A 19913-nucleotide genomic window follows, 5' to 3' on the forward strand; every position below is an offset into this window, starting at 1 on the left:
TTTGCCAGTGTTTGATGCTGTCTTACAAGTCGCGCAACCTTATTCGGATGGTTTGTCGCTATCGGAGATTTGATGGTGGCGCAGAGCAAGCTCTGCGATGTAGGGGGAGAGGAACACGCGGCCGCTCAATTCCTGCAGTAACTTGGAGTGGCCCAGGCGATCCAGTACAGCCCCCTTTACCTCAGCCAGATGCAGCTGGATATTTCGATTCTGTAAATCCCGGTTTACTTGTAACAGACGCTCTATCGCTGTGCTGTCGATCCGGTTAACAGACGATAAGATCAGCACCATATGGCGGGTATTGCGATGTCGCTTTATCTCTACAAAAAGTCGCTCCTCAATCGCATTGATGTTGCTAAAAAACAGGTTCTCATCAATACGCAGGAACAAAATCTCAGAGTCGGTTTTCACCGTATGGCGAAGTACATTGCGGAATTGCTCAGTACCCGGTACACGCCCCACAACAGCGATATGTGGCCGGCTGGCTCGCCAGATCAATGTGGCGAATGAGAGCCCGACGCCCAGGGCAATCCCGGTCTCCACGCCAAAAAACACTACCCCGAGAAATGTGCCGGCCATAGCCAGTCCATCGGTGCGGTCGTAGCGCCAGTGGTGGGCCATACCCTGGAAGTTGATCAGGTTTGCGGCTGCAACAATGATGGTGGCAGCTAGCACGCAGATTGGCAGTTCGGTAAAGACTTTGGTGGCATACAGAAGTAGCAGGGCGATTAGCACTGCGGCTATCACGCCGCTGAGGGGGGTTTTTGCTCCACTCTCATCATTAACGGCTGTCCGTGCAAAGCTGCCGGTTACCGCAAACCCTCCTGAAAATGCGCTGAGAAGGTTGGAGGCGCCCAGCCCCCTCAGCTCCGCATTAGTGTTGAGCTTCTCGCCGCGCCGCTGGGCGATAGAGTGAGCAATAGATAAGCTTTCGACAAAGCCGAGCAGGGCAATAATCAGGGCGGGCAAAAGCAGTTTGTAAATCAGCCCCGGGTTAATAGAGGGGATACTTAGGTGCGGTAGGCCAGCGGGAATAACCCCCACAACGGGTAATTCCTTCTCCCAGTGAAAAATAGCGGTGAGCACAATGGCAATCACCACGATAAGCATGGGCGCCAACCGCGAAAGCAACTTGGATCGTGCTGGGCCGACCCCGATTTTTCTGAGCAGGAAGGGCAAACCTAGTCGGGCGGCAATTAAGCTGGCCAGTGCAATGAGCCCCAGCAGAGCTGCTTCCCGATCGGTTTCGGGCAGATGGTTAAAGGTGCTGATCAATATCTCGAGAACCGTATCCCCATTGCTTGATATTCCCAGTAAGGGGGCAATCTGCCCGGCAATAATCAGCAGCGCGGCGCCGGAGACAAAACCGTCAACAACTGGAAGGCTCAAGAGGTTGGCGAGGCTGCCGAGGCCAAGAAACCCCATTAGTAGCAGGATTACTCCACTCAAGAGCGCTAATAATATGGCGCCGGAAATGTACTCGGGACTTCCCGGTGAGGCTATGGGGGTGAGAGCTGAAGCGGTCATTAGGGCGAGCACGGCCACCGGGCCGACGGACAGCACCGAGCTGGAGCCAAACAGTGCGTATCCTATTAATGGGAGCAGCCCAGCGTAGAGCCCTAGATAAGGGGGCAAGCCGGCAAGTGCGGCATAGGCGAGGGCCTGTGGGATCAGCATCATGCTGGCCAGGAGGGCGGCAACACTATCTCCCACCAGCCACTTGGGCTGGTAGCGTCGAAGCCATGGAGGGATTAGGTGGAGTAGCCGCATCCTTACACTTGTTTCCGCTCTCTTCCTGCCGCAATTGTGTGAACTGCTCAAACAAGATAGACGGCGGCTGCCTCACCGTTGTGCTTGGGCGCAAGTTACTCCACTGCGGCAGTGCGCTTGATCCCGAAGAGTTGGAATATCCCCATACCCGTGAGCATGGCGAGCGTAAAAATTACCGCTTTAAGTTGTCCCGCCCCAGTAGCGACAATCGCCGGTCCGGGGCAAAATCCCGCCAGTCCCCAGCCGGCGCCAAATAGAAGGCTGCCCAATACCAATCGGCGATCAACCCGGTTACTTGCCGGCAGGTGAAGCGGTTGCTTCCAGATAGACTGTCCCCGCCGTCTGATGAAATGGAATAGTGGCAGGCCCACAGCGATAGCGCCAAACATCACCAATCCCAGAGAGGGGTCCCAGGCGCCGGCTAAATCTAGGAAGCCCAGAACTTTCTCCGGGTTGGCCATACCAGAGAGCAATAACCCCAGGCCGAAAGTGAGCCCGGCCAAAAGTGCGCTGATATTGGTTTTCATCATCATTGCCCCAGCTGGCCGATCAGGAAGTGTCGCATTAGAAACACGGTTGCGAAGCCCGCAGCCATAAATATCAGGGTGGCGGTTAGCGAGCGAGTGGAGAGTCGGGACAAGCCGCAAACACCATGGCCACTGGTACAACCGGAAGCCATCCGCGTGCCCAGGCCCACCAGTAATCCCGCTGCAATTAAGGTGGGATAACCTGCCTGGATATCAATGTCGGGCACTGTTGCAAAGATTTTCCAGGCAAGAGGGCTTATCAATAGCCCCCCGATAAAGGCCAGGCGCCACAGGGAACCTTGGATTTGGTCAAGCAGTCCGCCAATGATGCCGGAGATCCCTGCGATACGACCGTTGAAGGCGAGTAAAGCGGCACTGGCGAGGCCAATCAGCAGCCCCCCTGCGAGTGCGGAGCCTGGAGTGAAAGCGGTCCAATCGATGGTCATGGGATTACTCCGCACAGTAGAGCTGGTAAAGGGTTTGCAGCAGGGCGAGTACTCGCGGGTCTGCAACCCGGTAGAAGACGTTTTTTCCCTCGCGGCGTGTTTCGACCAGGCCTTCGCGACGGAGGACACCCAGTTGTTGGGACAGGCTTGGCTGATGAATACCTAGGCGCTCTTCCAATTCGCCTACATTTAACTCTTCCTGGCTGAGCTGACATAGAAGTAGCAATCGGTCCTGATTGGCCAGGGAGCGCAGCATCGCTGCCGCCTGGCCAGCGGAATCGCGCATTTTGTTGAGATCGAGATGTTCAGTATCAGGCATAGGAACTAAATCAATTTACACAATGACAATATATTGTTTTATATAATATCACATTGTATATTGTTGGTGTAGTGAATACGGGAGAGCAGAAGATGGCTCACGAAGAACACTGTGCCCGGGTGCAGCCGTTCCTGGATCGGGATACAGAAACCTGGAGTTATGTGGTGTACGACAGGGAAGGGGGTTCCGCCGCTATTGTGGACTCTGTGCTGAATTTTGATTCAGCCTCAGGTCGCACCAGTAGCCGAGGTGCTGAGGAGCTGGTGTCATTTATTCAAGAGAAAGATCTGACTCTCGAGTGGATACTCGAGACCCATGCCCATGCTGACCACTTATCAGCGGCACCGTTTTTACGCCAGCAATTGGGTGGGCGTATTGGGATCGGTGAACACATTTGCCAGGTGCAGAAAATCTTCCGCGATGTATTTAACCTTGAGCGGGAATTCCTGGCAGATGGTAGTCAGTTTGATCATCTCTTTAAGGATGGTGAAACTTTCCAGGTCGGTAAGCTGGCAGCGAAAGTGATTTACAGTCCCGGTCACACCCCCGCAGATATGGCCTGGCTAATCGGCGATGCGCTTTTTGTTGGCGATACCTTATTTATGCCGGATGTTGGCAGTGCGCGATGTGACTTCCCCGGCGGCGATGCGTCAGAGCTGTATCGTTCAGTGCGCAAGATTTTGTCCCTTCCCGACCAAACCCGCATGTTTATGTGTCACGACTACCCGCCTAAAGGTAAGCGGGGCTATCAGTGTGAGACCAGTGTGGGAGAGCAACGCAGGGAGAATATTCATTTGCGCGATGGGGTTGCCGAGGAAGATTTTGTCGCGGTGCGCCGCAAGCGCGATGCCACTTTATCTGTGCCGCGGCTGATAGTACCGTCTGTGCAGGTGAATATTCGTGCGGGGCAAATGCCCCCGGCAGAATCGAATGGTACGGTTTATTTGAAAGTGCCGCTTAATCAGCTTTAGACGAAATTATTGATCGATATATTTATTCAGTTGAATGCATAGAACTGAGGTGATAATGAATATTAAACAATTAGATGAACAGGTGAGCGTTTCTGAGCATATAGCCTGTGAAAGTATGGCGCCATTGGCTCAGAGTGGGGTACAAGTTGTAGTATGCAATTGCCCGGAAGGTGAGAGTGAGACTCACCCTTCCTATGTGGAAATGGAGCAGGCCGCATTGGCGGTGGGCATTAAATTTGTGGCTATTCCTTTTACTCGCGGACGTTTGATGCGGAATCACTGCGAGGCATTTCGTGATGTTTTGCAGGAAGGAGACAAAGTGCACGCGTTTTGCCGGACGGGAAATCGTTCCAGCCAGGTATGGGCCGGTGCCAAGATCCTGATGGGGGCAGATAAAAAGCAGCTCAATTCCCAGGCACAGGCCGCAGGATTTGATATTGGCGCTGTGCTGATATCGATTGAACCCTAGCTCTAAAGTGCAGCACTTTCGGTGCTGCAATTCACCCCCTTCTTTTAAGGCGATAGAACTCAGGCCGTAAGGCCAGAGCGGAAAACAGATCATGGCGATGCAGCATCTCACCAGATGGTTTCCCATTCTGGCTACTATTCACTCCTATAATCGGCAGCTGCTAACCCAGGACCTACTGGCGGCTTCAATTGTTACCGTGCTCCTTATTCCCCAGTCCCTTGCTTACGCTTTGCTTGCCGGATTGCCACCTGAGGTGGGCCTCTATGCAAGTATTGTTCCGCTGCTAGTCTATGGCTTGTTAGGCAGCAGTCGAACACTATCCGTAGGACCTGTAGCGGTAATCTCCTTAATGAGCGCCGCTGCTCTTGGAAAGGTAACAGCGAGCGGTGAGGTGGACTACCTCACTGCAGCAGCGATATTGGCGCTCTTATCTGGAGGAATTCTCACAGTATTAGGTATATTAAAGTTAGGTTTTCTCGCTAACTTTTTATCACACCCGGTAATCTCCGGCTTTATAACTGCCTCTGCATTATTAATTGCACTTAATCAGGTTACCCAATTGCTGGGGCTATCGGTCCATGGAGATACAATATTAGAGCTGTTGCCTGGCTTGTTTGAAAAATTGGGAGGCTATAATCAGTTGACCTTGTTAGTCGGTTTGGGGGTGGTGCTATTTCTATACCTATCTAGAGCTTGTGCGGCAAAACTATTGCAAAGATTAGGAATCAGAGCTGATACCGCTAATCTTCTGTCTAAGTCATCCCCCGCAGTAGCAGTGCTGATAACCGTGTACTTCTCATATACTTTTAACCTTGAAGCATGGGGAGTAGCCCTTGTTGGCAGTGTTCCTTCGGGGCTGCCTCAATTTAGCTTGCCAAAGCTGTCGCTTTCCCTATTTGAGTCACTTGCGTTACCTGCGCTAATGATTGCTATCATCGGCTATGTAGAATCGATATCCGTGGCAAAGACTTTAGCCGCAAAACGTAGACAAAGAGTTGATTCCAACCAAGAGCTGGTGGCTTTAGGGTTGGCGAATGTTGGGGCAGGTTTTTCTGGTGGATTTCCGGTAAGTGGTGGCTTCTCACGCTCAGTTGTAAATGCTGACGCGGGAGCACAAACACAGTTTGCCAGCCTATTTACCGCAATGGGCATTGGATTCACGGCTCTTTTTCTCACGTCACCACTATATTTTCTTCCGAAAGCTACTCTCGCTGCCACTATTATTGTTGCAGTACTTTCACTGGTAGATTTTTCTATCTTGCGTAAAACTTGGCAATTTTCCAAGGCGGATTTTGTTGCTGTAGCGGTGACAATCTTCGTTACCCTATTATTTGGCGTTGAGTCGGGCGTGCTCTGTGGAGTGGGTGCATCGCTATTATTATTTATTTGGCGCGCATCAAAGCCTCATATTGCAGAGGTAGGATTAATCGAAGGCACTGAGCATTTCCGCAATATAGATCGACACCGAGTTAAAACTGCTTCTGAGATTCTTACTTTTAGAGTAGATGGCCGTCTGATGTTCTCTAATATAAGTTCATTGGAAGAGCGTATTTATAGCCGTCTAGCAGGTAATTCCCAGGTCAGGCATGTTATTCTGATGTGTAGTGCAGTCAATGAAATTGATTGGAGCGCCTTGGAAGTACTGGAAAGTATAAACAGTATCTTACTTAATAGAGGTGTTCGACTTCATCTTTCTGAAGTTAAAGGTCCGGTGATGGACCGCTTGGAGAAAAGTAGCTTTTTACAAAAGCTCTCTGGCGAAGTGTTTTTAAGTCAGTACCAGGCATTTGTAAATATACAGGTGGGTCAAGGAGGTAACACATAGATGCCTGGAAACCTTCTAGGTTTCCCCCATGTTGATTTAAGAGTCGCCTGTCAAGACTTATCACTTGAATTTTTAATGCTCTCACTTTTTAAATGGTCGATAATTAGATCGATTTGGGCCTGATTGTCTTTGATTAGTTGGTCCGAATAGTCCTTTAACTTTGGGAGCTTCTTATGCTCAAATATGCCGATAAAAGGCTCTCGAATTTCGATATTTAGATAGTCGTATTCTATCCTCCCTTCTTCAGATAAAGACTTTGCAATTTCCAGTGTATGGAGCTGGTGTGTATCCATTGAGCGCTGCATATTTGTTAATGCATCTCGAAACCAGTTTATTTGTCCCCAGTTTTTCAATGTGTCGTAGTTTGTTGTTGAGCTAAGGAGTCGAGGGCTGCCAGCACCTAATACCAGGATGTAGTAATTTTTATCGGGAAATTCGTTGATAACATCTCGAAGAATCATACTGGCCGGGTTGTTCATAGCTATAGCTGCATCTGCAAACACACATTGGGATTCGTTTTCCGATTCTGCGAATTCAGGCTCGCAATGCTGGATACCTTCATCTTCCGAATAATTGAATACGACAGGTGGAAAAGCCGTTTCAGCACTTACCGCGGCTGTCATTAATTGATAAAGCCGATCGGTGGGGAGATAATTAACCGTCTCACCTTTGTTCTTGAAAAGATGTATCTGTCCGTCCTTTAAGTTTAAAGAAGGAATGATTACGTAGTTCTCAAGTTCAGTAAAGTTAAGGTCTTTAGTATAATGTTTTTCCATTACCTCATGTAATCGGCTGCCAAAGTAAGAGGGTGAAAACAGACCGCCTGCGGTTAGGAACTTGTGATACCAAGGGGGAGAGAAAAGGTAATTTACTTCGTTCTCATAGATATCAACCAGATAGTCGAGATGGGATAGCTTTTGCCCGTTTCTGCTGGGAATAGCTTCATCAGGAATATTGAGGCCTGTTGCGATAATGGCTCCAGTGGAAACCCCTGAAAAAACGTCGAACACCTGATCAAGGGGTTTCCCTAATTTGTCTTCAATATACTGCAGTACATGTAGAGGAATTAAGCCTCTGACTCCTCCGCCTGCTACGACGAGGATATTAATCGTGTCTTTTTGCTGGAGATAATCGGTATTGTGAGTAAGATCATACGTGACCGACTCTCGGGGGAATGTGGTTGTTTGCGTAAAAAAATTGTTATAAACGTAGGCGAAAAAAGCATAACCAACAGCAATGTACACAAGTGCAATAATAGTCTTTTTGAAAGAGGCGTTGAACTTACTTGCCATGTTGTACCCAAAACCATCTATTCCTTATGGGTTTTGCCTTTTTAAAGACAAACTCCCAAAGGTATATTAACTTTTATTTTATATCTTCAAAGACTGAATGGTAATAAAACAAAATCTATAAGCAATATAGTAAGGAGTTTACGCGGAGCTTAAGTAGAAAGTGTAATTGTTCTAGGTGGTGGTGACTTGTCTCGAAATCCGACGCTGGTAAGCTCCGCCTTTCTATTGATATAGCATATGCAATGATATCTAGCGGAAGTAATGCAGCTAGATTATGTATCTTGGTTTTTGAAATTAATGTGTTTGGATTGTAACAACTAATTCATGCGGTCTTGCAGCAAATGAAACAGCGTGGTAGTGGAGCTATTGTCCAGATATCAAGTATTTTGGGGGAATTCGTATTACCTTTTCTTGGCTCATATAATACTACCAAGCACGCAATAGAGGGAATCGGAGAAAACTACCGCGTGGAGCTGGCTCAATTTGGCATTCAGTCTCTGATTGTTCAGCCTGGTAAGCATTCATTTAGAACAACTGTTGATGGCACAGGCTTAAATCCCACTATAGAGAAAATTAACAAGACTACAGAAGAGGCGATGCAAGAAATTTACTCAGCTTATGGGATGAGCAATATGTTCCAGCTTAAGTAGCTTTGCTAATATAAATAGTTGCTTGGCACTTTAAAAAAACAAGTTGATTTTTAGCGGGTTTATGAGGTGCTTAGTTGTATGAGGGTTTAGCTTTTTTGATTGTTATTTTCAGGGTTTCCCTTTCAAGGCTGTTTACTTAAAGTAATTTATCGCATGGAATACTATTCTGAAATAAGGCTATTTAATATACGCATATATTCATTAACAAATAAATCGATACTATGTCTGCTAATCAATGGTTCACAATACCCAAAGACAAAAACAGCATTGCGGTAGGTGGTGTAGGTTACTGCCATGATTGGGTTTATACCATTGGTTAGGGTGATCATAGGCTTTTGGATCTCAAAATACTGCATTTCATCAGCTAGTAAGCGCATACTGCCCACATTGGAAACAATAATACCTGCTGGAAATGACTTATGTTGGGCTGTTATCTCTGAAGCCATTTGAGTGATATCATCCATCTTATAGTCAGAACTTAGGTTTTTTGTCATAGGACTCTGCTTGAGGAGAACTGAAAGAATCTGCTGTTGAAGTTGTTTAGCAACTTCGATAACCTCAGCGGACTCTATGTTTTCAGGTAATTTTAAACTGGTAGTTTCTGAAAACGCTCCAATGTGCCCTATGGGGATATTGGGAGAGCATAATCCCCTAGCATCCATGGCCAAAATTACTTCAGTTAGATGCTTGTAGATAGGTATGGCTCGAGCTGCTATGGATGCAATAGCACAGTAAATGGCTGTTATTTTAATGCCATTATCCTTGCCCCATTGGGCGAGTTTGTGGATCTTCTCTGGGGGCATCAGGTATGAAACGGCACAAGATATACGTTCTGTAGGAGGGGCCTGCTTCTCTACTGGCCAGCTAAAATCTCCGGTATTCTTGTGCTCGACCTCTTTTTCTCCAAAGTATCCAGCTGACTCTAGCTGGCTCGCAATACTCTCTTGTAGAGGTAGTGACTTGGCCTGTTTAAGTGTTTCGTTAGATTGCAGGAATTTGTCTAAGTCTGAAAATATAGTCATTACTGATCTGCCATCAAATGCTGCATGTATATTGATGACGGAAATCCACTCTACGAGACCTTCTTTATTGAGGTATAGCTTTATGCTGTATACATATTTTTCACTGTCCAGGCAGTTTATGCCGTGAACTTTAAACTCATCCTCTAAATTGAGAGTGTCACTAACTTGGCTTATATTTAATGGGATATCATTAAAGTCAACGTCGCAAATCCAGCGAAGTTTTTCCCCTCTTTGGATACGAGCGCGTAGAAGAGGGTGGCGTTTGTGTAGGTACTTTAATCCTGTGCGTAAAGTGTCAATACTTAACGATTTGCAGACTCTAATGAAAGAAACAAATTGTAAGCCACCATAGGAGAGTCTTGTCATCTCTATAAATAAGGCCTCTTGTGGGCCAAGTTCTCGAGATGGAGTTTCTAAACTCATAAAAGACACCGATCAAAATATCGACGATCTTGATTATTTGGATTCAGAGCAGCATGAATGTCGCATTCGGGAATGTATCCTGACTTGCTGTCAAGGATAGTATTACTCCGCAATTGACTACTTCAGTGCACCAAGCTGCTTTAGGAATCCATATTTATCCCAAGTGACCCAAGCTTCGACTATTTTGCCGTCCTGAATCTTGGAGAATTCCACGGCATCCCAGGTGATTGTTTTTTTGGTTGGAGATTCCCCCATAAACGAGCCGACATGATTAGCGCTGACTGTAACATGGGTTGCGACTAAATCTCCTTCAGCTACTTGCTTGGTACTGACCGCCTTGATGTCTTTGAAAGCCTTGTGAAACTTAGCCACCTCTTCTTCAAATTGTTTGAGGTTACGCTTTTGTGGGCCTGCGCTATCCGTTGTCGCAGAATCCAGGTTGTTTATATAGTTAGGAGATAAAATTGTCTTGGGATCTATCTTATTGCCGCTTAGCCATAACCCCACAGCTTGCATTGCGAGTTTTTTATTCTCTTCTAAGTTATTTGGCTGTGCCGCCACCAAATTGGTGATACTGAATAAAAGGGCTGTTAAAACCAAACAGGAAGCTCGTTTGAACATTTGATAGATTCCTTTCTACATAAATTAGGGTGTGTTTCAGGACGTCTTGTAAACGACATTAAAAATGAGTAAAGAATTGTGTCATCTCCTATTATGGACGCATATTTCATAAGCTGAATCGATATTCAGGTAGTTTGGCAAGCTGTCCATCTTTGGACTTTACTGGATTAAAAGTATGCCGCTAAAATTGATGTTTCAGATTAGCAGCAGAGTATTTATACGAGGTGAGTAATAGAGATGCTGCTGCCAGCATGGTACCTGGCAGCAGGTTATACGGCCGACCTACAAACTTAGCATTTCCCGTAAGCGAGTAGCGGGGCGTCTTGCAGCCTCTATTTCTTTTCCATCGGTCATTGTTATTAGTAGCCCACTATTGACCCATGGTTGAATATCCTGAATAAAATTCAAGTTTATGATTTGCTGGCGATTGGCGCGAAAGAAAACCTCAGGATTTAAACGCTGTTCAATTTTAGATAATGATTTATAAATAAACGGTTTGTTGTTATCAAAGAATACTTGAGCATGATTTCCACAGTTTTCAAAATAACGGATATTTCCTATTTCTATTAGCCAGCAACGCTCTCCGTCCTTGATAAAGATCTTGTTGTTGGTGTCTAGGTAGTTCGATGAGTGATTATCATCCTGTAAGGAAGAATCACTTAGTGTTTTGTTAAGGGCCCGCTTTAATTTTTCCGGGTTGATTGGTTTGAGGAGATAGTCTAATGCGTTGACTTCGAATGCTTGTATGGCGTATTCATCATAAGCGGTTGTGAAAATAACCTGGGGTGCAGTTTCAAGCTGTTCTAGTATGTCGAAGCCAGCCCCGTCCGGTAGATTAATGTCTAAAAAAAGTAAGTCTGGTTGTTCTTTTAGAATCAGAGAAACTGCCTGCTCACAATCTTTTGCCTCTGCAACTAAGTTAATATTTTTGTGAGGCTTTAACAGCTCTCTCAATTCATTGCGAGCGAGTCTGGAATCTTCAATAATAATGGCTTTCACTTATTATACCGCCAACTGTAGAGATGAAGTAGGAACATGGCATTGGGCAATAACTTGCTGCCCCTGTTGCTTTATCTGGAAGGATGTGTTGTTACCATATTGAAGAGTCAATCGTTTTTTTATATTAGCTAGCCCCAATCCGGTATTTTCATTTTTCTTTTTGCTGGGCTTTGTTTCTAGAGGTGCGTTTAGTTCTAAGGTCCCTGGGTTAGCTACCGTGATGACTAGGTGTTCCTCTTCATGGGATACTCTGATGGTTACTTCACCGCCATGCTTGGACTTTTCAATTCCGTGGCGTATCGCATTTTCTGTAAGCAGTTGGATAATAAGAGGAGGGATTCGTTCTCCCATCAATTCTGGATCAGTTGTCAACTTGAAAGTCAAACGATCTTCATATTGTATTTTGAGGAGGTCGATATATTGACAAACAATTTCCAGCTCATCTCTGAGTGGCACGGTTTTCTGTTTATGCGCCATCAATGTATATCTCAGTAGATCAGAGAGGTTTGTCAGCATCGTTCTTGATTTAGTAGCATCCTCGAGAATTAAGGCCCGAATATTGTTTAGTCCATTGAATAGAAAGTGTGGGTTAAGCTGCCCCATAAGTGCTGCCATTTTAACCTCATTGAGCTGTAGGTTAAGTTGAATGGCTTCCTGTTCAGCCTTGAGTAAACGGTCTTGATTAACTGCTGTAATATAAATTAGGGTCCAGCTTACCAATAAAATAGTCATGATAAGCCAGTTGCCAAGTACGTTATGCCAAATTGAATCGGGAATGGCATACCCCATTAAATTATAATATGAGAATAGAAAGATAACTGAAATATAAGCACAGGTAAATGCGAGTGAGATTGAGGATAGAGCGAAGTAGGGCCACTGTTGCCTCCAGTTTTTATCTAAGAGGTCAAAACGATAAATCATTTCTCTGATGATTAGTGTTAAAGCTCCGCAGGTTAATATCAGGGTGAGTGCATGTATGGCGAGCTGCTCAAAATTTTCATCGGTAAGTAACCCACGAGAAATGGAGTTCACTAGGGCGAATATTAGCCAGCCGCCAAAATGGTACACTAAGAATTTTGGCGTAGGTGCGGGGGACTTCAGTAACTTCATAAATTAATACATGTTAATAAAGTGGCCCCTTGTTCTGGGGCCACAGAGTTTAGTTGAAAATAAAATCAGAATCTCTCGTTCAGCCAGATTGACATCGTCTCAAGTGCAATAGGGGAAAAGGTTTCCTCTATTTCCGCATACTCAGCATAGCTACCTGTTTCGGCTGTTTGAAAGAGATGATTCATTTTATCGAGTTCAATAATTTCATAATCCTTATGATTGGATTTAATCAACACCTTTTCTATATTGCCCAAGTTCATTTCCGCATCAACTTGAAAATCCAGTGAGCCGTTAAGAGCCAAAATAGGACATTTTGTACCCTCTAAATAGGGCTCAGGGTTGAAGCTCAATGCATAACGAAACCAAGGGGTGGAATACTGTTTTTTAAGTACCTCAACTTGAGCTTCCAGTTTACCTCCTTTCAAGCCTTCGAGTTCAACAGTCTTATAGAGATATTGGTGCAACTCATCACTGATAGTTCCCCCAATGGGAAGATGAGCAAATTGTTCAAAAATAATTTTATCAAGCTTGCGTAACTCTTGTAGGTTTTTCTCAGTTACACCGCTGTGCTTTCTATCCCTGTGCCACTGGTCGAAAAAGAGCTCTTGTAGTTTAACCCCTGGACCGCCGAGAAGAATTGTAAACGCAATATCATCACGACTGCTGGCTACCATGGGGGCTATCATCCCCCCCTCGCTGTGCCCAATCAAGCCCGTTTTACCCTTGGGGAGATCGTTACGACTGTTCAGATAATCCACAATTGCACTGGTATCATTGGCAAAATCTTCGGTAGTTGCCGTGGAGAAACTCCCTGTAGAGTCACCAATTCCTCGTTCATCATAACGCAATACCGCGTACCCTTGCCGGGTTAAATAGTCGGCAATTACCGCAAATGCTTTATGGCCGAATGCGGTTTCATCCCGGTCTTGCGGCCCCGAACCACTAATCAGGATCGCAGTAGCTTTTATCCTTGAGTTTGGTTTGGTCAATGTTCCAGAGATTATATTATTTGTGATTGTACTTTTAAAACTTACCTCTTCAACAGTATAGGGATAGGGGCCTGTTGGTATTTGTGGACGGTTATCCGGTTTAGCAGTATTTATCTTTCTGAAGTTAAGAGTCTGTGACTTCCCTTGAGTAAATGATCCGAACATAAGCTCAACTACTGGGTTGTACGCCCCCTCGTAGCTGATTTGTAAGTCTTCAATTTCGAAGGATATGTTGTTGCCGCTAATGTCCAAGGATGACATCTCTATGCCATAGGCATTTTGTGAAGGGCTATCCAGTACGCCCGTCCATTTATCGTTATCCTGATCAAAATGGAGGACAATCGGAAGTACCTTGTCACTCTCTGTTTGGATAGTGGCCTTCCATTCTCCATCAATGCCACCAGCACTTGCTGTAGTAGAAAACAGGCCGGCGGCTAAGAAAAGCGACTTTAACTTTGCGTTTGTCTTTGAAAATCTAGTTTGAATATATCGCACAACTATTCTCTCTGTGTTCACCTGCTGAATGCTTGCCATCTTAGAGGAATCTTTTTCTTCTGGATTAAAATTAGGATAAGTGGCGAATAGGGCTGCTGAACGGCGAGGAAGTCTTGGCTATCCTTTGTCTAGTTATGCGTGGGGTAAAGGTATGTTGCGTCATCAGATAGAGGCGACTTATCCTGATAGATGGGACGGAGAGACTAACTAACGGTGCGGATTGTACCTATGACGAACACGAAGTCGCCTATATAAGTTGGTAAAGAACTTGGGTTATTGCTAGGTATGTGGATGTAAGGGAAGAGTTATTTGGGAAATAACTCTTTGGAAGATGGTCTTTCGGTGCCAATGAGTCCATGGGTGCTGCCCATTTATGGGCAGCACTGCGAGATGAAGCGTTTACTGTAGAATCACACCTACGTTTGCGTTTCCGGTTTGATTGGCAAAAGCAGATTGCGCATCGCCAATTTGCGTTGTTGTTTGGGCGTTACCCACACCATTTTGGTAAGTTTGAGCGGAAGAACCAATACCTGTTGCCGTAATATTGGCAAAGTTGGAAGTTCCGAGCTGCTCGGTCAGTGCGTAGTGATCTGAACCCGTCTGGTTATGAATGGCAACATTGTTGTCGCCAATTTGCCAGAGGTTGCTCTCGTGATCATCGTTGGTTTGAATCACATTTAGGGTGTTGGTAGTACCGTCCTGATATGAGTAGGAGTAGTGGGAGTCCCCATTGACTTGATTGTGGGTCGCCAGGTTGGAGTCGCCGAGCTGATCTACATAGACTTCACTGTTTGACGTCAGTGTTTGGGTAACAAATGCGGTTTGGTTTACCCCAGCTTGAGTCACCACAATAACATCATCGGTACTATTGGTTTGAGTTAAGGTTGCACTGTGGCCATCCCCATCTTGGGTAATGGACATGGTGCTACCGTCAACAAATGACTGGAGAGTGAAGACGTACTGATTGTTGTCTCCCTGATTGATCTCGATATAGGCGCCTACAGAGTTATCCTGATAGGACTCGGCGGTATTCATATCGCCAGTTTGGTTATGAATGATCGTGCCACCATCACTGTTAGCGGATTGCTCCGCATAGCTGGTGTTGTTATCACCGATCTGAGTTTGATCGATGGTATTGTTTGTGGCGGTTGGATCACTTTGATCAGCTGTTGCAGTGTTCCCAAGACCTTCTTGGTAAACCGTTGCAGTATTGGTGTCGGCGATAGCGCCCTGGCTAATGATTGCCAGGGCAATACTGGCGGCTAGAGGTGCAATATTCTTCATCATAAACTCCTTTAGTGATGAGACTGTACGACCAATGTCGTTTTCCATTGCATTTTCAAGGTTGAGGTCGTATCAATCACCGTTCACTAGCCTGATCATCGGAATTTGGCCGACAATCTGGCACGTACTCCTTGTGAATGGGGTTGATACAAGTATGAGTTTGATAGATGGCCTAGATAGATGCTATGAGAGGTAAGTGCTGATTTAGTGGGACATTAGTTTAATGGGAGGTTTTACTTATTGTCGGTTTGAAATTCTTGCTGAAGAAAGCTTGATAGAGGACTGCCGGTAACAATGTATGATTTAACTTACAAGGTATTCTATTGCCCAAATGATAGTCATTGAGAGAAGGCGATACAGAACTTGATTATCGCCTTTAGTTTTGAGTTATTTAGGGTTTAATTTATTCTAAACATGAAGGGTCACGGGTAACAAAAGTATTACCTATCCAGGTGTTATCAGTGCAAGTTGGATCGTTGGGTGAGTAAAGGTCAAAGATCCCATTGTTTAAGGAGGAGTTAGATAAGACGGTATTACCGTCGGCGCTTCCACTTTCAATAGATATTCCGTAGTCATTGTTATCACTTACACTATTTACACTAATGGTGTTGTTATCAGCGCTCTCAACCCTGATACCTGTCACGTTATTTGTCACTACATTTTGAGAAATGAGATTAGAGTTGGAATCTATCTCAATGCCAACGTCTGTACTGTTATCAATAACATTCAATATAAGGATATTTGAACGACCATCGGGATCGAAATCAACACCGTCACCACCAGCATTTGTGATTATATTGCTAGTAACATTGTTTGAGATTCCCTCTAGATATATTCCATCTCCACCGGTGCTATCGATAGTATTTCCGATGATTTGGTTATAATTAGCGGGATCTTCAGTTTCTATACCATTTCCGGAGGTTACGCCATCAGATTGTATCTGGATGCCGGTGACAAAGTTACTATCGCTTGAAATAAGTACTCCTACTCCATCAGGATCATCTATATCAACACTTGTAACATAGTGGGACCCATCGTCTTGTAACATAATAGAGTTGTTACAGTTATCGATAACTCCAGAGGTTAAACTAGCAGATAGGCCATTTAGGAGTATGCCGTCGTCTGTTGAGGCAGAGCACGTAACAGTAAATCCATCCATATCAAGTCCGCCCAAGGGACCGGTAATTGTTAGTGCGGGATTAGTGGCACAGACTAAGTCCTGAGTCAGTGTTTCTTGGGAGGTAATGGTATCTCCACAGCTAACAGCATAGCTTTCGAAGGAAATTGCTATTCCAGCAGCGGGCAAAAGAAAATAGGCAAGGGCTAATTTTAGTTTTTTCATACTTTCCATTCCTTGTTCGCGGTTGTTATGTTATTGAGGGTGATTCATTTTCTATGGTTAGATTGGATGAGTGCGTAAGCTGGGCTAGCGTTACTTTTACTATTATTAGCTTTTTTATTTGTTTTCGATAATATTTAATTTAAATTATGGCTTTGATTTTAAAACCCATTGTAAATATTGAATCTTACTTTCAGTAAGGTTTATGGGTGTCTGGAACTTTTGCGTAATACTTTTTTTCTGGTAGAAGTCAGTTTTAGCTTTATCCCATTAGTGCTGGCATGGTTGTAATTTGGGGGCTATGAAGATGTGAGTATTGATTTCACTCTCAATCCGTTATCGGGGAGTATTGGCTACGAATGATTGCTAAGAGATTCTTTACTTTTTTATACTTTATAAGTAAGCAATATACCGCTCGGCTATTGCTTAACTAGATAATTTTATGGATTTAGTTTGGCAAAGCCTCAATCCAAGCAGTTAGGGTCATTAATGGTAGAACTATTGCCAATCCAGTTGTTCGAAGATGTGCAGTTCGGATCATCAGGGGAGTAAAGGTCGAATATACCATTGTCATTGGCTGTATTAGATAAAATGTTATTGAATTCTGCGCTAGTTCCCTCGATCACTATGCCATAGTCAGTGTTATTGTCAGCTTCATTGCTGCTTACTGTATTGCTGTCACTGTTATTGATTCTGATTCCAGTGGTGCTGTTCGATATACTATTTTGAGAAATGAGATTTGAATCTGAACTTACAGATATTCCCACATCTCCATCGCCATTGAGAGTGTTGAATATTCTCGCTTTACTGTCACTGATTATAGTGTTAAGTAGGATTAAGTTGCTCCCTCCATCGGAATCAAGAGCTATGCCAAAATCACCAGGGTTAAGAATTTCATTTCCGGTGACTGTATTGCTTCGCCCCTCGATATATATTCCTGAAAATCCCGGGAACTCTAGAAAATTTCCAGTGATCTGATTGAGGCTTGCGGGATTAGCTGTTTCTATGCCTATTGCATATTGCGTACCATTAAAAGGTATCACGATGCCGGTAACAAAATTACTGTTACTTTCAATACGTACGCCCACACCTACAAGATTGTTAATCTCAATATCACTGACAAAATGAACACCATCTTCCGTAAGTGCTATTGAGTCATTGCAATTGTCTATTACGCCGTTAAACAGGCTTGCAGCTAGCCCTGTTAGATAGATGCCCTCATGTAATGGTTCTATACAGGTAACAGTAAACCCATTTAAGTTCAGCCCGCCACCGGGGCCGTCAATTGTGAGGGCTGGATTGGTTTCGCAGGAGAGGTCTTCTGTGAGGGATTCCTGGGTAGTAATCGTGTCACCACAGCTCACAGCAAAACTGTTTGAGGCTAAAGGTAATCCAAAGGTTGGTAGCAGGGTTAAAAATAGCGTTAGGCTTGGCTTCTTCATGGGGGGCTCCCAAGATAATGAGTCTATTATTTACTCTAAAGTTTTCTTTCGATTAGTAATTGATAGGTGATGCCAAGTGGTATTTTATAGGGTTTAATCAGTTTGTTTTTGGTTTGTTAATAATATATATAAATTAAAGGTGCGGATTTAGTGTCCATTATAAATATAGGTTTATAAATGGCGCATGATATTTTATGTGGGCTCAGGTCTTAGCTTGAAATCTGTTCTCCTATATTGTCCATGCTTAAAGTGAATATAAAAAAGGGCCAGTCAATGACTGGCCCTTTTTAACGCTTTGGTGTTATTCAACCGAAGACCTAATCAAGTAGTCAAATGCGCCCAGCGAAGCAGTTGCACCTGCACCCATAGAGATCACTATCTGTTTGTAGGGGACAGTGGTCGCATCGCCGGCGGCGTAGACGCCGGGGACTGAAGTTGCGCCGCGCTCGTCGATCACGATTTCGCCCATGCGATTCATCTCTATATCGGTTTCGTTAAGGAACTCCGTATTGGGTACCAGGCCAATCTGTACGAAGACGCCTGCCAGGTCGAGTTGCTTGTTTTCACCACTCTCTCGATCGGTATAGGCCAGGCCGTTAACTTTGTTGCCGTCGCCGAGTACTTCGGTGGTTTGCGCATTGACGATAATATCAATGTTATCCATTAACTGAGCCTTGCGTACCAGCACCTCGTCTGCACGCAGTTTATCGGCGAACTCCAGTACGGTGACGTGCTCGACGATTCCGGCGAGGTCGATCGCTGCTTCGATGCCCGAGTTGCCGCCACCGATAACAGCTACGCGCTTACCTTTAAAGAAGGGGCCGTCGCAATGGGGGCAGTAGGCTACGCCCTTGGTGCGGTACTCCGCTTCGCCAGGTACCCCCAGTTCTCTCCAGCGGGCACCGGTAGCCAATACTACAGAGCGGCTGGATAGGGTAGCACCGCTTTGTAGTTTGATATCTACCATTTCGTTGCGTCGCAAGTTGGCTGCGCGTTGATCGGTAATGATATCAACACCATACTCTTTTACGTGTTGCTCAAGGCTGGCTGCGAGCTTGGGGCCCTCGGTATAAGGTACAGAGATAAAGTTCTCGATGCCTACGGTATCCATTACCTGGCCGCCGAAGCGTTCTGCCACTATGCCAGTGCGAATGCCTTTGCGAGCGGCATAAATAGCAGCCGCTGCGCCCGCTGGGCCACCCCCTACCACTAAAAGATCGTAGGGTGCTTTTTCATTCAGTTCTTCAGCTTTACGCTCGGCTGCGCCAGTATCCAGTTTTCCAACAATCTCTTCGAGGGACATCCTGCCTTGGCCGAAGTGTTCACCATTGAGGTAAACCGCAGGTACAGCCATAACATTGCGCTTTTCAACTTCCTCCTGGAACAGGCCACCGTCGATCATTTCGTGGGTGATGTTTGGGTTGAGGGTTGCCATCAGGTTCAGCGCTTGGACAACATCCGGGCAGTTTTGGCAAGAGAGGGAGATATAGGTTTCAAAGTGGAATTCACCCTTCAGGTTTCGTACCTGCTCCAGTAGCTCCGGGTCTGCTTTTGAGGGATGGCCCCCCGCTTGCAATAGTGCCAGTACGAGTGAGGTAAATTCATGTCCCAGGGGAATACCGGCAAAGCTAACCCGGGGTTCCTCTCCGGCAGGGGCGATGGCCATACTCGGCGTGCGCTTGGCTTGACTCTGCTGTGCAGTAATTTTGTTGGAGAGTCCGGAGATTTCATCTACCAGGGCTTCCAGCTCTTTGGATTTTTCACTGTTATCTGTGGACACACGAATCTCGATCGGCTTGACGATATTCTGCAGGTAAGTGTCCAGTTGTTTTTTCAGGTTTGCGTCCAACATCGGTGTGTCCTTTCTCTAACAATTTAAGGCTTGGTTGTGGCCCACCTTTTGATGGGCCGGGTCAGAGG

The 19913-nt window shown here is 45.4% G+C and carries 18 protein-coding genes; 4 read left to right on the forward strand and 14 right to left on the reverse strand.

The genetic code is table 11. From position 1 onward, the window contains the following. Window positions 1-39: 39 nt before the first annotated feature. From ACYX4J_RS06705 to ACYX4J_RS06720, 4 genes are all read right to left on the reverse strand, one after another. A complete protein-coding gene (locus ACYX4J_RS06705; RefSeq protein WP_444907796.1) occupies window positions 40-1770 on the reverse strand; it encodes a SulP family inorganic anion transporter in 1731 nt (576 codons plus the stop codon). A 95-nt stretch (window positions 1771-1865) separates the two neighbouring features. Continuing rightward, window positions 1866-2303 carry a DUF6691 family protein gene (locus ACYX4J_RS06710; protein WP_476178147.1) on the reverse strand — a complete coding sequence of 146 codons (438 nt, stop codon included), beginning with the start codon at window positions 2301-2303 and terminating at the stop codon, window positions 1866-1868. Then, window positions 2300-2743, reverse strand: coding sequence for a YeeE/YedE family protein (locus ACYX4J_RS06715; RefSeq protein WP_444907798.1), 444 nt, complete (start codon window positions 2741-2743; stop codon window positions 2300-2302). The genes ACYX4J_RS06710 and ACYX4J_RS06715 overlap by 4 nt, the downstream gene beginning before the upstream one ends. Window positions 2744-2747: 4 nt before the next feature. Further along, a complete protein-coding gene (locus ACYX4J_RS06720; RefSeq protein WP_282932131.1) occupies window positions 2748-3062 on the reverse strand; it encodes an ArsR/SmtB family transcription factor in 315 nt (104 codons plus the stop codon). Between the two features lie 92 nt (window positions 3063-3154). Between ACYX4J_RS06720 and ACYX4J_RS06725 the strand changes: the two genes are divergently transcribed. The 3 genes from ACYX4J_RS06725 to ACYX4J_RS06735 all read left to right on the forward strand — a co-directional run bounded on the left by ACYX4J_RS06725 (window position 3155) and on the right by ACYX4J_RS06735 (window position 6327). Continuing rightward, window positions 3155-4033 carry an MBL fold metallo-hydrolase gene (locus ACYX4J_RS06725; RefSeq protein WP_444933723.1) on the forward strand — a complete coding sequence of 293 codons (879 nt, stop codon included), beginning with the start codon at window positions 3155-3157 and terminating at the stop codon, window positions 4031-4033. A gap of 55 nt (window positions 4034-4088) precedes the next feature. Continuing rightward, window positions 4089-4502: a protein tyrosine phosphatase family protein gene (locus tag ACYX4J_RS06730; RefSeq protein ID WP_444907800.1), complete on the forward strand. Its 414-nt coding sequence runs from the start codon at window positions 4089-4091 to the stop codon at window positions 4500-4502. 97 nt (window positions 4503-4599) lie between these two features. Then, window positions 4600-6327, forward strand: coding sequence for a SulP family inorganic anion transporter (locus ACYX4J_RS06735; protein ID WP_476178646.1), 1728 nt, complete (start codon window positions 4600-4602; stop codon window positions 6325-6327). Between the two features lie 50 nt (window positions 6328-6377). Here ACYX4J_RS06735 and ACYX4J_RS06740 read toward each other — a convergent pair whose 3' ends face one another. Continuing rightward, window positions 6378-7619, reverse strand: coding sequence for a patatin-like phospholipase family protein (locus ACYX4J_RS06740; RefSeq protein ID WP_444907801.1), 1242 nt, complete (start codon window positions 7617-7619; stop codon window positions 6378-6380). Window positions 7620-7939: 320 nt separating this feature from the next. On the opposite strand from ACYX4J_RS06740, the gene ACYX4J_RS06745 reads away from it, so the two are divergent. Then, window positions 7940-8269, forward strand: coding sequence for an SDR family NAD(P)-dependent oxidoreductase (locus ACYX4J_RS06745; RefSeq protein WP_444908408.1), 330 nt, complete (start codon window positions 7940-7942; stop codon window positions 8267-8269). Window positions 8270-8430: 161 nt separating this feature from the next. Here ACYX4J_RS06745 and ACYX4J_RS06750 read toward each other — a convergent pair whose 3' ends face one another. The 9 genes from ACYX4J_RS06750 to ahpF all read right to left on the reverse strand — a co-directional run bounded on the left by ACYX4J_RS06750 (window position 8431) and on the right by ahpF (window position 19845). Next, window positions 8431-9714 (reverse strand): condensation domain-containing protein, encoded by a 1284-nt coding sequence (locus ACYX4J_RS06750; protein WP_444907802.1) that lies wholly within the window; start codon window positions 9712-9714, stop codon window positions 8431-8433. A gap of 117 nt (window positions 9715-9831) precedes the next feature. Further along, window positions 9832-10335: an ester cyclase gene (locus tag ACYX4J_RS06755; protein ID WP_444897837.1), complete on the reverse strand. Its 504-nt coding sequence runs from the start codon at window positions 10333-10335 to the stop codon at window positions 9832-9834. A 282-nt stretch (window positions 10336-10617) separates the two neighbouring features. Continuing rightward, window positions 10618-11334, reverse strand: coding sequence for a LytR/AlgR family response regulator transcription factor (locus ACYX4J_RS06760; RefSeq protein WP_444907803.1), 717 nt, complete (start codon window positions 11332-11334; stop codon window positions 10618-10620). Between the two features lie 3 nt (window positions 11335-11337). Beyond that, window positions 11338-12444 carry a sensor histidine kinase gene (locus ACYX4J_RS06765; protein ID WP_444907804.1) on the reverse strand — a complete coding sequence of 369 codons (1107 nt, stop codon included), beginning with the start codon at window positions 12442-12444 and terminating at the stop codon, window positions 11338-11340. 65 nt (window positions 12445-12509) lie between these two features. After that, window positions 12510-13967 (reverse strand): alpha/beta hydrolase family protein, encoded by a 1458-nt coding sequence (locus ACYX4J_RS06770; RefSeq protein WP_444907805.1) that lies wholly within the window; start codon window positions 13965-13967, stop codon window positions 12510-12512. A 360-nt stretch (window positions 13968-14327) separates the two neighbouring features. Next, the gene (locus ACYX4J_RS06775; protein ID WP_444897833.1) at window positions 14328-15215 is read right to left on the reverse strand and encodes a hypothetical protein; all 888 of its coding nucleotides are present in this window, start codon (window positions 15213-15215) and stop codon (window positions 14328-14330) included. A 400-nt stretch (window positions 15216-15615) separates the two neighbouring features. After that, window positions 15616-16554 carry a right-handed parallel beta-helix repeat-containing protein gene (locus ACYX4J_RS06780; RefSeq protein ID WP_444897832.1) on the reverse strand — a complete coding sequence of 313 codons (939 nt, stop codon included), beginning with the start codon at window positions 16552-16554 and terminating at the stop codon, window positions 15616-15618. 461 nt (window positions 16555-17015) lie between these two features. Then, the gene (locus ACYX4J_RS06785) at window positions 17016-17993 is read right to left on the reverse strand and encodes a right-handed parallel beta-helix repeat-containing protein (RefSeq protein WP_444897831.1); all 978 of its coding nucleotides are present in this window, start codon (window positions 17991-17993) and stop codon (window positions 17016-17018) included. 301 nt (window positions 17994-18294) lie between these two features. After that, window positions 18295-19845 (reverse strand): alkyl hydroperoxide reductase subunit F, encoded by a 1551-nt coding sequence (ahpF, locus tag ACYX4J_RS06790; RefSeq protein WP_444933702.1) that lies wholly within the window; start codon window positions 19843-19845, stop codon window positions 18295-18297. Window positions 19846-19913 lie beyond the last annotated feature (68 nt).

This window comes from Microbulbifer sp. ABM4_008 (genome assembly GCF_056311705.1).

What these genes read in the sequence shown, in the direction of transcription:
- ACYX4J_RS06775 (WP_444897833.1), bottom strand. Translation starts at nt 15,215, where the DNA reads ATGATGAAGAATATTGCACCTCTAGCCGCCAGTATTGCCCTGGCAATC.
- ACYX4J_RS06765 (WP_444907804.1), bottom strand. Translation starts at nt 12,444, where the DNA reads ATGAAGTTACTGAAGTCCCCCGCACCTACGCCAAAATTCTTAGTGTAC.
- ACYX4J_RS06710 (WP_476178147.1), bottom strand. Translation starts at nt 2,303, where the DNA reads ATGATGATGAAAACCAATATCAGCGCACTTTTGGCCGGGCTCACTTTC.
- ACYX4J_RS06740 (WP_444907801.1), bottom strand. Translation starts at nt 7,619, where the DNA reads ATGGCAAGTAAGTTCAACGCCTCTTTCAAAAAGACTATTATTGCACTT.
- ACYX4J_RS06785 (WP_444897831.1), bottom strand. Translation starts at nt 17,993, where the DNA reads ATGAAGAAGCCAAGCCTAACGCTATTTTTAACCCTGCTACCAACCTTT.
- ahpF (WP_444933702.1), bottom strand. Translation starts at nt 19,845, where the DNA reads ATGTTGGACGCAAACCTGAAAAAACAACTGGACACTTACCTGCAGAAT.
- ACYX4J_RS06730 (WP_444907800.1), top strand. Translation starts at nt 4,089, where the DNA reads ATGAATATTAAACAATTAGATGAACAGGTGAGCGTTTCTGAGCATATA.
- ACYX4J_RS06715 (WP_444907798.1), bottom strand. Translation starts at nt 2,743, where the DNA reads ATGACCATCGATTGGACCGCTTTCACTCCAGGCTCCGCACTCGCAGGG.
- ACYX4J_RS06720 (WP_282932131.1), bottom strand. Translation starts at nt 3,062, where the DNA reads ATGCCTGATACTGAACATCTCGATCTCAACAAAATGCGCGATTCCGCT.
- ACYX4J_RS06705 (WP_444907796.1), bottom strand. Translation starts at nt 1,770, where the DNA reads ATGCGGCTACTCCACCTAATCCCTCCATGGCTTCGACGCTACCAGCCC.
- ACYX4J_RS06770 (WP_444907805.1), bottom strand. Translation starts at nt 13,967, where the DNA reads ATGGCAAGCATTCAGCAGGTGAACACAGAGAGAATAGTTGTGCGATAT.
- ACYX4J_RS06750 (WP_444907802.1), bottom strand. Translation starts at nt 9,714, where the DNA reads ATGAGTTTAGAAACTCCATCTCGAGAACTTGGCCCACAAGAGGCCTTA.
- ACYX4J_RS06780 (WP_444897832.1), bottom strand. Translation starts at nt 16,554, where the DNA reads ATGAAAAAACTAAAATTAGCCCTTGCCTATTTTCTTTTGCCCGCTGCT.
- ACYX4J_RS06755 (WP_444897837.1), bottom strand. Translation starts at nt 10,335, where the DNA reads ATGTTCAAACGAGCTTCCTGTTTGGTTTTAACAGCCCTTTTATTCAGT.
- ACYX4J_RS06735 (WP_476178646.1), top strand. Translation starts at nt 4,600, where the DNA reads ATGCAGCATCTCACCAGATGGTTTCCCATTCTGGCTACTATTCACTCC.
- ACYX4J_RS06725 (WP_444933723.1), top strand. Translation starts at nt 3,155, where the DNA reads ATGGCTCACGAAGAACACTGTGCCCGGGTGCAGCCGTTCCTGGATCGG.